Source organism: Acinetobacter sp. Gutcm_16 (assembly GCF_028649355.1).
GTDB classification, from domain to species: domain Bacteria; phylum Pseudomonadota; class Gammaproteobacteria; order Pseudomonadales; family Moraxellaceae; genus Acinetobacter; species Acinetobacter johnsonii.
In genome coordinates this window covers 396558-409540 of the sequence record NZ_JAQSUV010000036.1, presented here as the reverse complement: position 1 = coordinate 409540, position 12983 = coordinate 396558, and the positions used below count along the sequence as shown (strand labels likewise).

The 12983-nt window shown below is 45.3% G+C and carries 14 protein-coding genes; 6 read left to right on the top strand and 8 right to left on the bottom strand.

From position 1 onward, the window contains the following. Position 1 precedes the first annotated feature (1 nt). The 3 genes from PTT44_RS15525 (at position 2) to dnaJ (ending at position 4871) form a co-directional block, all read left to right on the top strand. Positions 2-3139, top strand: a complete 3138-nt coding sequence (locus PTT44_RS15525) for an efflux RND transporter permease subunit (RefSeq protein ID WP_168158771.1) — start codon at positions 2-4, stop codon at positions 3137-3139. 131 nt (positions 3140-3270) lie between these two features. After that, positions 3271-3648, top strand: a complete 378-nt coding sequence (locus PTT44_RS15520) for a hypothetical protein (RefSeq protein ID WP_004691852.1) — start codon at positions 3271-3273, stop codon at positions 3646-3648. Between the two features lie 104 nt (positions 3649-3752). Further along, positions 3753-4871, top strand: coding sequence for a molecular chaperone DnaJ (gene dnaJ / locus PTT44_RS15515; RefSeq protein WP_004978425.1), 1119 nt, complete (start codon positions 3753-3755; stop codon positions 4869-4871). Between the two features lie 64 nt (positions 4872-4935). Here the strand turns inward: dnaJ and PTT44_RS15510 are convergent, their stop codons facing one another. Next, positions 4936-5175: a hypothetical protein gene (locus tag PTT44_RS15510; protein ID WP_168158770.1), complete on the bottom strand. Its 240-nt coding sequence runs from the start codon at positions 5173-5175 to the stop codon at positions 4936-4938. Positions 5176-5372: 197 nt separating this feature from the next. On the opposite strand from PTT44_RS15510, the gene dapB reads away from it, so the two are divergent. Together dapB and PTT44_RS15500 are read left to right on the top strand one after the other, a co-directional pair. Continuing rightward, positions 5373-6194, top strand: coding sequence for a 4-hydroxy-tetrahydrodipicolinate reductase (gene dapB / locus PTT44_RS15505; RefSeq protein WP_062031806.1), 822 nt, complete (start codon positions 5373-5375; stop codon positions 6192-6194). 59 nt (positions 6195-6253) lie between these two features. Then, positions 6254-6901, top strand: a complete 648-nt coding sequence (locus PTT44_RS15500; RefSeq protein WP_078425141.1) for an START domain-containing protein — start codon at positions 6254-6256, stop codon at positions 6899-6901. A 49-nt stretch (positions 6902-6950) separates the two neighbouring features. Here PTT44_RS15500 and PTT44_RS15495 read toward each other — a convergent pair whose 3' ends face one another. Further along, positions 6951-7352 carry a hypothetical protein gene (locus PTT44_RS15495; RefSeq protein ID WP_168158769.1) on the bottom strand — a complete coding sequence of 134 codons (402 nt, stop codon included), beginning with the start codon at positions 7350-7352 and terminating at the stop codon, positions 6951-6953. Positions 7353-7451: 99 nt separating this feature from the next. On the opposite strand from PTT44_RS15495, the gene PTT44_RS15490 reads away from it, so the two are divergent. Next, positions 7452-8903 (top strand): aminotransferase-like domain-containing protein, encoded by a 1452-nt coding sequence (locus PTT44_RS15490; protein WP_159128678.1) that lies wholly within the window; start codon positions 7452-7454, stop codon positions 8901-8903. Between the two features lie 28 nt (positions 8904-8931). Here the strand turns inward: PTT44_RS15490 and ahr are convergent, their stop codons facing one another. The 6 genes from ahr to PTT44_RS15460 form a co-directional block, all read right to left on the bottom strand. Beyond that, positions 8932-9954 (bottom strand): NADPH-dependent aldehyde reductase Ahr, encoded by a 1023-nt coding sequence (gene ahr, locus PTT44_RS15485; protein ID WP_168158768.1) that lies wholly within the window; start codon positions 9952-9954, stop codon positions 8932-8934. A gap of 36 nt (positions 9955-9990) precedes the next feature. Next, entirely contained in the window at positions 9991-10545 is a 555-nt protein-coding gene (locus PTT44_RS15480) for a DNA-3-methyladenine glycosylase I (RefSeq protein ID WP_168158767.1), read from the bottom strand. Positions 10546-10564: 19 nt separating this feature from the next. Continuing rightward, positions 10565-10810, bottom strand: a complete 246-nt coding sequence (locus PTT44_RS15475) for a hypothetical protein (RefSeq protein WP_004691836.1) — start codon at positions 10808-10810, stop codon at positions 10565-10567. Between the two features lie 15 nt (positions 10811-10825). Further along, complete coding sequence (locus PTT44_RS15470) at positions 10826-11368, bottom strand: M23 family metallopeptidase (RefSeq protein WP_171527528.1); 543 nt, start codon at positions 11366-11368, stop codon at positions 10826-10828. An 84-nt stretch (positions 11369-11452) separates the two neighbouring features. Continuing rightward, positions 11453-12487 (bottom strand): A/G-specific adenine glycosylase, encoded by a 1035-nt coding sequence (mutY, locus tag PTT44_RS15465; protein WP_168158765.1) that lies wholly within the window; start codon positions 12485-12487, stop codon positions 11453-11455. A 108-nt stretch (positions 12488-12595) separates the two neighbouring features. Then, complete coding sequence (locus PTT44_RS15460; protein ID WP_004691832.1) at positions 12596-12958, bottom strand: HIT family protein; 363 nt, start codon at positions 12956-12958, stop codon at positions 12596-12598. Positions 12959-12983 lie beyond the last annotated feature (25 nt).

Sequence of the window (12983 nt, the reverse complement as noted above, 5' to 3'; positions counted from 1 at the left end):
TATGAACTATAACCTGTCGGAATGGGCCTTAAAAAATAAGGGCTTGGTCCTTTATTTAATGTTGTTATTGGGCATCGTGGGTGTGGTGTCTTATTCCAAACTTGCACAAAGCGAAGACCCACCTTTTACCTTTAAAGTGATGGTGGTACAGACCTATTGGCCGGGTGCAACGGCGCGCGAGGTGTCTGAACAAGTGACCGACCGTATTGAAAAAGAGCTGATGACCACGGGTAAGTATGAGCGCATTATGGCCTACTCCAGACCCGGCGAGTCGATGGTGACTTTTGTGGCACGAGATGCCATGCGCTCCAGTGAGATACCGGATGTGTGGTATGACGTACGCAAGAAGGTTGGAGACATCAAACATCAGCTGCCCAATGGGGTACAAGGACCATTCTTTAATGATGAGTTTGGTGATACTTTCGGCAACATTTATGTGCTGACCGGTAAAGACTTTGATTATGCGCTGATGAAAGAATATGCCGACCGTCTACAGTTACAACTGCAACGCGTCAAAGATGTCGCCAAGGTCAATTTGGTCGGACTGCAAGATCAAAAGATTTGGATTGAAATTTCCAACACCAAGTCGGCACAGTTAGGCATTCCTGTGACAGCGGTGCAACAAGCCCTGCAACAGCAAAATACCATGGCCAGTGCAGGCTTTTTTGAAACAGAATCGGATCGTATTCAACTCCGAGTCACAGGGCAAATTAAGAGCGTTGAAGAACTGCAACGTATGCCTTTATTGGTCAATGGGAAAACCATCCAGCTGAGCGATGTGGCTGATGTCTATCGTGGCTTTAGTGAACCCGCTCAACCCCGTATGCGCTTTATGGGGGAAAATGGCATTGGCATTGCGGTATCGATGCGTAAAGGTGGCGACATCTTGGCTTTGGGTAAAAACTTAGAAACTGAGTTTTCCACGCTGCAAAAAACCTTACCTTTAGGTATGGAGCTGAAGAAAGTTTCAGACCAGCCTGTGGCGGTGAAGCGTAGTGTCAACGAGTTCATGAAAGTTTTGGCTGAAGCGGTGATTATTGTACTGTTGGTCAGCTTCTTCTCGCTGGGTTTCCGTACTGGACTGGTGGTGGCATTCTCTATTCCACTGGTTTTGGCCATGACCTTTGCAGGTATGAATATTTTTGATGTCGGTCTCCATAAAATTTCCTTGGGTGCCCTGATTTTAGCGCTGGGACTCTTGGTCGATGACGCTATTATTGCTGTGGAAATGATGGCGATCAAAATGGAGCAAGGCTACAGTCGACTACAAGCAGCAGGGCATGCGTGGCGAACGACGGCCTTCCCAATGTTGACGGGAACTTTGATTACCGCTGCGGGCTTTTTACCGATTGCCACGGCAGCGTCCAGCACAGGCGAATACACTCGCTCTATTTTCCAAGTGGTGACCATTGCCTTAATTGTGTCGTGGTTTGCAGCGGTGCTTTTTGTACCCTATTTGGGTGACAAACTCCTGCCCGATTTTAATAAAGAGCTGATTCAAAAAGCGCCTTGGTATAGTCGTTTGTGGGCACGTTTGCGCAAACAGCCAGAACCTCAGCCGATGGTGCATCATGCAGGTGAGCATCACGATCCTTATCAAACCAAGTTCTATCAAGGTTTTCGCCGTTGGGTCGATCTGTGTGTGACCTATCGCAAAACGGTCATTGCGACAACAGTGGCTATTTTTGTGCTCTCGGTGTTGATGTTTAAGTTAGTACCACAGCAGTTTTTCCCGCCTTCAAATCGTGCCGAAATTTTGGTCGACTTAAAACTTGAAGAAGGTGCATCTTTAACGGCAACTGAAAATGCGGTGAAAAAAGTTGAACAGTTCCTGTCGAAGCAAGAAGGCATAGATAATTATGTGGCATATGTGGGCACAGGCTCGCCACGTTTTTATTTACCGCTCGATCAGCAGCTACCACAAGCCAGCTTTGCTCAGTTTGTGGTCTTGGCTTCTTCACTGGATGATCGCAATGAAATTCGTAAATCCTTAGATACCCAAATCCGCCAGTTATTGCCCGATGTGCGTACTCGCGTCTCTTTACTTGAAAATGGTCCCCCTGTCGGTTATCCACTTCAATATCGCGTGTCGGGTGAAGACTTAACTCAAGTGCGTGCTTGGGCGGATAAAGTCGCGGCGATGCTAAGTGCTAACCCCAACACCACCAATGTGCATTTGGACTGGGGTGAACCAAGCAAGATGATCAATTTAGAGATTGATCAAGACCGTGCCCGCCAAATGGGGGTGTCGAGTTTAGATTTGGCCAATTTTTTGAACAGCTCAATTTCGGGTGCCACCATTAACCAATACCGTGAAAAACGAGAACTGATTGAAATCCGTTTACGTGGCGATCAAGCCGAGCGGGTTGAAGTAGCATCACTGGCAAGCCTTGCCGTTCCAACTTCAAATGGCGGAACAGTACCGTTGGCACAAATTGCCAAAATTGATTATAGCTTTGAAGAAGGTTTGATTTGGCATCGTAACCGCCTACCGACCATTACGGTACGCGCAGATATTCGGACCAAGTTACAGCCTGCCACCGTGGTGGATGAAATGGCTGAGCAGATGAATCAGCTGCGTGCGGAACTGCCGAATGGCTATTTGGTTGAAGTCGGCGGTACAGTGGAAGAGTCTGCACGTGGGGGTAAATCGGTTGCAGCAGGCATGCCTTTATTCTTGGCCGTGGTCATGACTTTGCTGATGATTCAACTGCGCAGTATGTCTCGTGCTACGATTGTCTTGCTCACCGCGCCTTTAGGTTTGATTGGCGTGGTGTTGTTCCTACTACTGTTCAATAAACCTTTTGGCTTTGTTGCGATGTTGGGCACCATTGCCTTGTCGGGCATGATCATGCGTAACTCGCTGATCTTGATTGATCAGATTGAGCAAGATATTCAAGCGGGGCATGAATCATGGGATGCGATCATCGATGCGACGGTGCGACGTTGTCGTCCAATTGTGCTGACGGCATTGGCAGCAGTTCTGGCGATGATCCCATTGTCTAGAAGTATTTTCTTTGGACCTATGGCCGTTGCGATCATGGGCGGACTAATTGTGGCGACGCTATTAACCCTGTTCTTTTTACCGGCCTTGTACGCACAGTGGTTTAAAGTAAAAAAAATTAGCCATAAGCTGTAAATTTATGCCAATATCAGGTGCGAAACGTTGAAAATTTCAATATAGTAGCACCTGAAATTTATGGCATTTTTATAAAGCAGTTTTTTGCTACACATTAAAAAATAAACGATGTGGCAAATGGGGTTAAACGCATGATGCAAGACAATGTAACCAAGTATCGCCGCTCTATCGCGATTTCTTATGTCTTCATGTTTTTGGCTTTGTTTACTGTGATTAGCGGCGCATTTTCCTACTGGTATGCCCGAAAAGTCACGCAAATTGATCATGCCGAAGTGTGGTTACAAGCGCAAGCACTTTGGGTCATGCGCAATATTGTGATTTATAGCATTTTGGCGTTATTTGCAGCGTTGTGGTTTATTCCTCTTATTTTCTTCACTTGGGACAGTGCATTGTGGGTGACTGGATGCACGGTTGCAGGTGTGGTTTTTAGCTGTATTGCATTTCTCTTCCTTCTAAATGCATGGTTTAAAGGCCTGTCTAAATTTTTGAAAAATAAAGCAGTTTTCTAATTCTACTGATTTTTTTTCAAACACCCCCTTGTAAAACTTGGTTTGAACCCAATTTCAGACCACAGTTGAGTATTAAATAAATTCCGTGAGGAGCATCGCCAGACATGGCTAAACGTGATTATTATGAGGTTTTAGGTGTTGCTAAAACCGCTAGTGATGATGAAATTAAAAAAGCCTACCGTAAGTTGGCGATGAAATATCATCCGGACCGCAACCCTGACAATGCTGAAGCTGAAGAGAAGTTTAAAGAAGCTGCTGAAGCTTATGAAATTTTATCGGATAGCGAAAAGCGTAGCATGTATGACCGTATGGGGCATCAAGCCTTTGAAGGTGGTATGGGCGGCGGAGGCGGCTTCGGTGGTGGTTTCAGCGCAGAAGACATTTTCAGTCAATTCGGTGACATTTTCGGTGGCGCTTTTGGTGGCGGCGGTGGTCGTGGTCAACAGCGTGCACGTCGTGGTTCTGACTTACGTTATGTAATGGAACTGACATTGGAAGAAGCAGTAAGAGGGGTGAAAAAAACCATTACCTTTACTGCACCAGCACCGTGTGAAACCTGTGACGGTAAAGGCTCTAAAAACCCGAATGATGTTGAAACCTGTAAAACTTGTCATGGTGCAGGTCAGGTTCGCATGCAGCAAGGTTTCTTCTCTGTACAGCAGACCTGTAGCACCTGTCGCGGTCAGGGCAAAATTATTAAGAACCCATGTAATACCTGTCATGGTTCAGGCGTTAAAGACCGTCAACAAACCTTAGAAGTGACGATTCCTGCGGGCGTCGACAATGGTGACCGCGTTCGTTTAACGGGTAAAGGTGAAGCGATTCGTGATGGTCAGTCAGGCGATTTGTACGTAGAAGTGGTGGTGCGTGAGCACGAAATCTTCCAACGTGATGGTGCAGACCTATATATGGATGTCCCTGTGAGCATTGCCGATGCTGCTTTGGGTAAAGAAATTGAAATCCCGACACTCGAAGGTCGTGTGAGTTTGAAAATTCCTGAAGGCACACAAACGGGTAAAATGTTCCGTTTACGTGGCAAAGGGGTTAAACCTGTACGTACCAGTATGCAAGGTGACTTACTCTGCCGTATCGTGATTGAAACACCAGTCAACTTAACAGCACGTCAACGTGAACTGTTGAAAGAGTTGCAAGAAACTTTAGATGGAGATGATCACAAATCATCACCAAAGAAAAAGTCTTTCTTTGACCGACTGTTTGATTAATTGAATACGGTACGTCTGAATTGGTGTTGAAAAGAGCGGGAATATTTTCCCGCTTTTTTTTATGTTATTGTGCTTCTGCTGGCAGCTCAGGTTGATCGATCTCTTCAACCGACACCATTTCTTCAGCCATAGGTGCAGCAGTTGGTACTTGTTGCTCGGCCTGTGCTTTGGGATGTGTGCTAGTAGTGATCTTGACCTGTGACAAACTTTCTAAGGTGTCGCCTGCTTGAACAGCGGGTTCAGCCTGAACCTGTGCCCAACTGCCCCCAAACGCCATCGCTAGAAAAAGTACCTTTGCTTTCATTCTACTTTCCTCATTTTAAAGTTGTTTTTAAACGCGAACCTAGTCTGCGTAAGATTGATTGCAAATTTGTGAAAAGCTTGAGAAATCATGTTTGAAAATAAAGCGATTTTTTCGATGAAAATGGCCAACAAACCTTAGTCTGGGCAATCAGTTTTGCTATAGTAAGAGCAATTTTGAAGCTAGATTAGGAATATGTTATGTCAGCAGCTCCACGCATTGGTGTCTTAGGTGCCGGCGGTCGTATGGGTCGCATCCTTATTCAAGCGGTACACGAAGCAGGCTATCAACTGGCTGCGGCAGTGGAACGCCCCGAAAGCTCACTGGTTGGTACAGATGCAGGTGAGCTTGCAGGTATTGGCAGCCTCGGCGTGAAGGTGGTGGGTAGTCTGGAAGCGGTAGTGAAAGATTGTGATGTGATCATTGATTTCACTGCACCAGTAGCGACTGTTCAGCATTTAAAAATTTGTCGTGAAGCTGGGGTGGCCATTGTCATTGGTACCACGGGCATGAATGACGAACAAAAAGCCTATTTGGATGACTCTGCCACTCAAACACCTGTGGTCTATGCAGCCAACTATTCTGTGGGGGTCAACGTTTCGATTAAACTGTTGGAATTGGCTTCTAAAGTCTTTGGCGACACAGTGGATATTGAAGTGATTGAAGCGCATCACCGTCATAAAGTCGATGCACCATCAGGCACCGCATTGATGATGGGTGAGGCGATTGCGGGTGCTTTAGGTCGTGACTTGAAAACCGATGCAGTGTATTGCCGTGAAGGTCATACAGGACCCCGTGAGCGTCAAAGTATTGGTTTCCAAACCATCCGTGGCGGTGATATTGTCGGTGAACATACGGCTATGTTTATTGCCGATGGTGAGCGTGTTGAAATTACTCATAAAGCGACCAACCGTATGAACTTTGCTTCGGGTGCGGTACGTGCTGCGGCTTGGGTGGTAGGACGTGAAGCACGTAAATATGACATGAAAGATGTACTGGGTTTTAACGACATTCAAGTTTAAAAACCTGCTTCATTCGACATAAAAACAAGATAAAAAACTAAAATAAGACGAAGAATAGAATGAAAAAAGTCATATATATGGCTTGTGTTGTTGCCGTGATGACGACAGCACAGGCCAAACCTATGGATCAAGCCAAACTCAGTATTCATAAAAATAATATTAAAGTTTGGACCTATCAAAATGCGCAAAATCCGGTCTTTTTATATAAGGCTGAAACCACGTTTGATGTGCCGATTGAAAAAGCAGTGTCATTGATCTTAGATGTTGACCATGCGGTGAAATGGGTGCCGTATATGGGCAGTGTGAAAGTCTTGTCGCGCGATGATAAAAAAGGCGAGTTTCAGCTGTATATGGTGCTGGATTTTCCTTTTCCTTTAAAAGACCGCGACTTGGTGGTGCAGGGGAAAATGACCAAGGACAGTCAGGGCATTATTAGCATTAAAAATAAAGCGATTGATAAAAACATCCTTAAAAATCCAGATTATGTGCGCCTAAATCATTATGAGGGCGATTGGACCTTTCAGAAACTGGGATCAAATAAAGTCAAGGTTTCGACCTCAGGTTATGCTAACCCTGAGGGGTCGATACCACTGAAGTTTGTGAATATGTTTGTCCAACAACAACCCTATCAAATGCTGCAAAAAATGAAAAATCAATTGCTGGAACAAGAAGACACTCCTGCCCATTTACCAGCTGCCTTACGTTAATTTTAAAGACGAAGAAGCCTGCAATGCAGGCTTTTTTATGTTTTAAAACTTAAGGCTGTTGATAAGCGTTCAGCAGCTCTAAGGTTGAAGCCTTAGGCAGGTCTAACTGAATTAAACTGAGCATGGCATGTCCTTCACCAGCGAGCGAGATCTTGAAGTTTTCAGCACTGCTTTGGTCACATTGGAACTGTAAATTTTTCTGGTGGGGCAAGTTCATCTGCATTTCACGTTCATTGTTCAACCGATATTGATAGGTTCGTTGGGTCGAGGTTTCAGTCAAGCTCGGCGCTAAACTTAAAAACTGATAATCAGTTAAATTTTGCGTTTTCAGAAACCCTTCAATCAGGGCTTTACAAATAAAATGCTGCTGTTGTACCTGCTGTGAAACATGTGGCGGTTGGCAAGCCGATAAGCTCAATAAGCAAAAGAGAGATATGATTATTTTTTTCATAAAAGTGCCTATTTATGGTTGTGAACGAATGACAGAAGCATAATTCTGTTGGCATAATGGATACAGATACATAAAAGTTAAAAAAATAGGTACAGATGAATGGCATTTCAGTATCAAAGCTTGGCTGCACAGTTGCTTGAAAAAATTCAAAATGCTGAATTACCCGCAGGGCAAAAGCTGTTGTCGTTACGCCAATTTGCCAACTTACAAAAGGTCAGCTTGAATACGGCCAAGAGCTGTTATGAACTACTCGAGTCGCAGGGGTATATTCATGTGAAAAATAAGTCTGGCTATTTTGTCAGTTATCAAAAAAATACCAGCCCATCTATTCCTGTACCGCAGCATCCTGATTTTCAGTCTCAAGCCCGTGATATTTCTAACTTAGAGCTACAGTTGGAAATTCAACAGTCTTCCATTAATAGCCGTCTCATCCATTTGGGAGCGATTCAGCTTTCGCCAAAACATGTGCCTGTAGAAGCACTCCGCCGCTCCATTCAACGTGCTTTAAAACACAGTCAACCTGAAGATTTTTTATATAGCGATAAGCAAGGTCATATTCGCTTGCGGCAGGCCTTGTCTGAGCATTGGGCTGAAGATGGTTTCTATATTTCGCAGGATGATATCTACATCAGCAATGGCTGTATGCCTGCGTTGTCGGTGATGATCCAACACCTCAGCAAGGAAGGCGACAGCGTAATTGTACCGACCCCAAATTTTAATGGTCAGTTGCAAATGCTGGCGGGGTTAAAGCGAAAAATTATTGAAATTCCAGCCGATACTCAAGGCTTTGATCTTGAACGTTTAGAGCAGGTCATGCAAAGTTCAGGCGCAAAAGCGTGCTTACTCACGGCCAATTATCAAAATCCCTTGGGGTTTTGCTTAAGCAATGCAGAAAAAGAAAAAATTGCACAACTGGCGGCGCGCTATCAATGTTATGTAATTGAGGATGATATTTATGGTGAATGTAGTTTCAGCTCGAGTCGTCCGCTGCCGATTAAGTATTGGGATCAGCACGGTTATGTGATTTTCTGTGGTTCGGTTTCCAAATCACTTTCAACTGCGTATCGGGTAGGTTGGTTCTGTATTCCGCAGCGCTTAGCGCATTTGAAGGCTACGTTATTGATGCAAAATATCACAGTGAATACACCCTTGCAGTTGGCCCTGGCCGATCTCATTTATAGTCGTGCTTATCGGGAGCATTTACAGCAGTTAAAGCCGATTTTGAAACAGCAAGTTGAGCAATACCGACACATGATTCAGCATGCCTTTATCGGAGTTGAGTTACGTATCAACCAGCCCTTAGGCGGCTATGCACTGTGGTTACAGCTGCCCGAGTGTATCGATGGTTTAGATATGTACTATTTTGCTCAGCAGCATGGTATTAATATTGTGCCAGGCGAAGTCTTTGGTGAAGGGCAGCGTTATAAAAACTGTATCCGCCTCAATGCAGGTCATGAAATTTCAACAGATATTCGCGCGGCAGTCACCTTGTTGGCCGATTGGGTGAAAGCGCAACTCAGTAGTTCGACGTTGGTCAAACAAGCGGTATAAAAAGCGCCTGTTTTGAGGCGCTTATGGATTAAAAATCGGCTTTGAGAACGATACGATAACGGGCTTTTCCAGAATGTAACCGTTCCAGTGCTTCATTCAACTGCGACATAGGATACAGTTCAATTTGTGGCGCAATGTTTTTACGTGCAGCGAATTTGAGTAGCTGACGTAATGCAGCAGGGGAGCCAGTGGGTGAACCCGTGATAGACTTTGCTCCACCGATTAGGCTACCTGCATTTAACTTGATGGGCTCTAGAGGCAAGCCTAGCAGATGGATCGTGCCATTTGGTGCCAGTGTACTGATATAGGCAGGCCAATTGAGCGAGACATTCACGGTGCTGAGGATGAGATCAAATTTGCCCCGCTGGGTTTTAAGCGCATCCACATCACGGCTATTCACCACATGATCTGCACCCATGGCCTTGAGTTCTTCCGTTTTGTCGAGGTTCGAGGTGAATGCCGTGATTTCACAGCCCCATCCTCGAAGTAGCTTAATGGCCATATGCCCTAAACCACCGATGCCAATCACGCCAACATGGTGAATGGCTTGAATTTGGTGTTTTAAAATCGGATCAAAAACGGTAATACCGCCACACAATAAAGGACCTGCGGATTCAGGATCCAGCTCTTCAGGTAAAGGAATAATCCACTGCCAACCTGCGCGAACTTTGTCGGCAAAGCCACCTGCATGACCGACGATGGTTGCTGTCGGTCCTCCTGTACAGAGCACTTGTTGGCCCGAAACACAGGGGTCACAGTGTTGGCAGCTTTCTGCCGTCCAGCCTATACCGACGCGCTGTCCAAGTTTAAGTCCTTTGGCTTCTGAGCCTAAGCGACTGATGGTGCCAATAATTTCATGACCAGCGACAACGGGATAGACCGAGGAGTTCCATTCATTATTAATGACCGAAACATCGGAATGGCACAATCCACAATATTCGACTTGGACTTCGACTTGATGTGGTTGCAGTTCACCCGCATCGAATTGATAGGGTTGTAACGCTGCGCCTGCTTGCATTGCCGCATAGGCACGAATGGTATTATCCGTCATATTCTATATCCTTATTTTCCTGTTTTTTATGTACTTTTACTTAAAATGACAGCTGTTTTCATGGTCATTGACCATACCGACCGCTTGCATAAAGGCATAGCAGGTGGTGGGTCCGACAAATTTAAAGCCCTGTTTTTTCAGGGTTTTAGACATATTTTGGCTTTGAGGTGTCTGTGCAGGCGCTGTACGGTAGTCAGGGACATCATTGTTGACGGCGTGTTGTTCGACAAAGTTCCAGAGCCACGCAACGGGGTTAATGCCTTGTTGTTTCAGGGCTTGCCATGCAATCGCATTGTCACGAATGGCGGTCAGCTTCCCGATATGACGAATTAAGCCGATATCTTGGACTTTTTCGGCTAAGTCTGTATCACTTAAAGCCGCAATCTGTTCAATGGAATATTGAAAAAACTGGCGGTGATAATGTTCACGCTTTTTCAAAACGGTAATCCATGACAGCCCCGCTTGTTGACCTTCGAGGCAGAGCATCGCAAATAACTGCTTTTCATCATGTAGTGGTTTACCCCACTCATGATCATGGTAGTCGATGTAAAGTGGGTCTGAGGAGCACCATCCGCAGCGTTGAGTGGTCATGAACATGCTCCTGATCTTTTTATAGGGTAAAAGGTGCCCATTGGTCGTGTTGATTGTCCCAATAAAATAATTGGGCGTGTTCGAGGTCGGAAAAGTTAATCCAAACATCTTTTCCTGTTTTTTCAGCAAATCCAGTACTGATTAAAAGCGCATCTTCGGTAATTTCCATGATCCAACCTTGGTGGTTTTGCCCAGCCAAGATGATTTTTTGTTGATTGCCTGATTCAGCAAATTCGACCAGACGGTTGATCAACGCTTCTGACATGAAAAATTCCTAAAGTTAACGTAAATAAGGATAGGGATTTACTGCACCACGGCCTTTACCTTGTAAATAAAGTCCATAATGCAAATGTGGGGCTGTGTGCCGTGCATTGCCTGTATTGCCCACATAGCCAATCAGGTCGCCTTTTTTGACATAGTCGCCGACACTTAAGCCACGTTTATGGTCATCAAGATGAGCGTAGTAATGCCAAGTGCCTGCTGGCCCCATAATCCAAACCACTTTACCACCCAAATTGTTATTGCGTAAGTCTGCAACGAGACCTTCTGTGGCAGAAAAAACTTTTGTTCCACGTGGAGCCAGAATGTCGATGCCTTCATGCGTCCGTCCGCTACTGCGGGACGCTCCCCAAGTATCTGTGAGTCCCTGACGTTTAATGCCTTGAACGGGTACAGGCAGCTGTTTAGCTAAACGCATGTTTTTCAGCTGTTGAACCTGTGAGGCAGGTAACTGGCTTCCACTTGGTGCAGGCGGCGTGGTACGGCAAGCTGCGAGTAACAGAATCACAAAACTTAAACTGGCAAGCGCAGAAAGGCGGGGCAAACAATTACGCACGAACAATCCTTTATTATTTCAGTGATCTAATTTTAAAGTCTCAGGGTGAACCCAATCGATCACCCAACTATGTCACAGTTGAATTGCTGAGATCAATTTTTTCATCGCAGTTGGGATGCCCATTTCTGTGACGTTTTGTATGTCTAGCCATGTGCTGGCCAATTCTATACTTAAATGTTCGAGCTGATCGGCATCGATCTCAAAGCAAAGTGCTTCCAGTTGCCAAGTGAAATGGGTGAAACTATGCGAAATTTCAGTGCGTTGCGAGACTTGTTTCAGTCCTAGACTTTGGCACAGTTGCGAGAGTTCATCACGATTTTCAAAAATAGGTAAACACCATAAACCGCCCCACAGTCCACTATTGGGACGCTGTTGCCACAGCCATTGATTGTGATGGCGCAGCACCAAAATTTGGGCAGACTTCACAGGTACAGCTTTCTTGGGTTTTTTAAAAGGCAGTTCAGTTTCTAGCCCTTGTGCATGGGCCTTACAGTGTTGCTGCATTGGGCAGTATAAACACAGCGGTTTTTTAGGGGTACAGACGGTTGCCCCCAAATCCATGATGGCTTGGGTATAGTCGTGGTTACGTTCAGTTGGACAGAGTTCAGTGGCCAGTTGCCACATGCTGCGTTCATGCACAGGTTTGCTTAGATCATCCTCAATGGCAAAAAAACGCGCGAGCACGCGTTTTACATTGCCATCCATAATGACACCGTACTGACGTAAACCCAAAGACATCAGCGCCCCTGCGGTAGATGGACCAATGCCTGGCAGTTCAATCCAGTCCTCTAAAGTTTGAGGAAAGTGCCCCTGACGTGCCACAACCCCTGCGGCTTTATGTAGATTACGTGCACGGGCATAGTAGCCCAGACCTGCCCAGTAGGGTGCGACCTCATCCCATGATGCTGTCCCTAAAGCTGCAACCGTTGGGAAGTGTTCGATAAAACGCTCGAAGTATTGCAGCACGGTTTTGACTTGGGTCTGTTGCAGCATAATTTCAGACACCCAGACTTTGTAGGGATCATCGGCTACTTGCCATGGCAGGTCATGTCGACCATGAACATCGAACCAAGTTAGTAACGCATCTGAAAAAGAGAAAGGAGACATCTGAGGCACAAGCAAAAAATTCGGCTTAGTATAACTGAATGTCTTTTCTGAGCCTGATTTTTTGCGCATAAAAAATGGCGCTTATGCGCCATTTAAAACCATAAAAACTTAGTCTTTCGTCATGCCCCAACGTGCATCGAGTTTGAGCTCTTGGTCTTTGTAGCGTGGAATAATGTGAATATGTAAGTGTTCAGACACATTCCCAAATATTTCACCGTCATTAAAACCAATATGAAAGCCTGAAGGTTGATGACGCAATTGGAGTTCATTGCGTGCCAGTTCCAGTAAAGACATTAAACTTTTACGTTCTTTGTCGGTAATGTCAAAAAATGAGCTCACATGACGTAGAGGGATAATGACACAGTGACCTTTAGACAATGCATTGGGTTCGGGCAAAATTACCCCAAAGTCATTTTTATCAAGCACGTCATATTCATCAAAATTACAATATTGGCAGTGGGTCTCAGTCATTGTTATCTCCTCTAAAATCTAATTA

What these genes read in the sequence shown, in the direction of transcription:
- dnaJ (WP_004978425.1), top strand. Translation starts at nt 3,753, where the DNA reads ATGGCTAAACGTGATTATTATGAGGTTTTAGGTGTTGCTAAAACCGCT.
- PTT44_RS15475 (WP_004691836.1), bottom strand. Translation starts at nt 10,810, where the DNA reads ATGTCAGAAGCGTTGATCAACCGTCTGGTCGAATTTGCTGAATCAGGC.
- mutY (WP_168158765.1), bottom strand. Translation starts at nt 12,487, where the DNA reads ATGTCTCCTTTCTCTTTTTCAGATGCGTTACTAACTTGGTTCGATGTT.
- PTT44_RS15510 (WP_168158770.1), bottom strand. Translation starts at nt 5,175, where the DNA reads ATGAAAGCAAAGGTACTTTTTCTAGCGATGGCGTTTGGGGGCAGTTGG.
- dapB (WP_062031806.1), top strand. Translation starts at nt 5,373, where the DNA reads ATGTCAGCAGCTCCACGCATTGGTGTCTTAGGTGCCGGCGGTCGTATG.
- PTT44_RS15495 (WP_168158769.1), bottom strand. Translation starts at nt 7,352, where the DNA reads ATGAAAAAAATAATCATATCTCTCTTTTGCTTATTGAGCTTATCGGCT.
- PTT44_RS15460 (WP_004691832.1), bottom strand. Translation starts at nt 12,958, where the DNA reads ATGACTGAGACCCACTGCCAATATTGTAATTTTGATGAATATGACGTG.
- PTT44_RS15525 (WP_168158771.1), top strand. Translation starts at nt 2, where the DNA reads ATGAACTATAACCTGTCGGAATGGGCCTTAAAAAATAAGGGCTTGGTC.
- PTT44_RS15480 (WP_168158767.1), bottom strand. Translation starts at nt 10,545, where the DNA reads ATGACCACTCAACGCTGCGGATGGTGCTCCTCAGACCCACTTTACATC.
- ahr (WP_168158768.1), bottom strand. Translation starts at nt 9,954, where the DNA reads ATGACGGATAATACCATTCGTGCCTATGCGGCAATGCAAGCAGGCGCA.
- PTT44_RS15490 (WP_159128678.1), top strand. Translation starts at nt 7,452, where the DNA reads ATGGCATTTCAGTATCAAAGCTTGGCTGCACAGTTGCTTGAAAAAATT.
- PTT44_RS15520 (WP_004691852.1), top strand. Translation starts at nt 3,271, where the DNA reads ATGATGCAAGACAATGTAACCAAGTATCGCCGCTCTATCGCGATTTCT.
- PTT44_RS15500 (WP_078425141.1), top strand. Translation starts at nt 6,254, where the DNA reads ATGAAAAAAGTCATATATATGGCTTGTGTTGTTGCCGTGATGACGACA.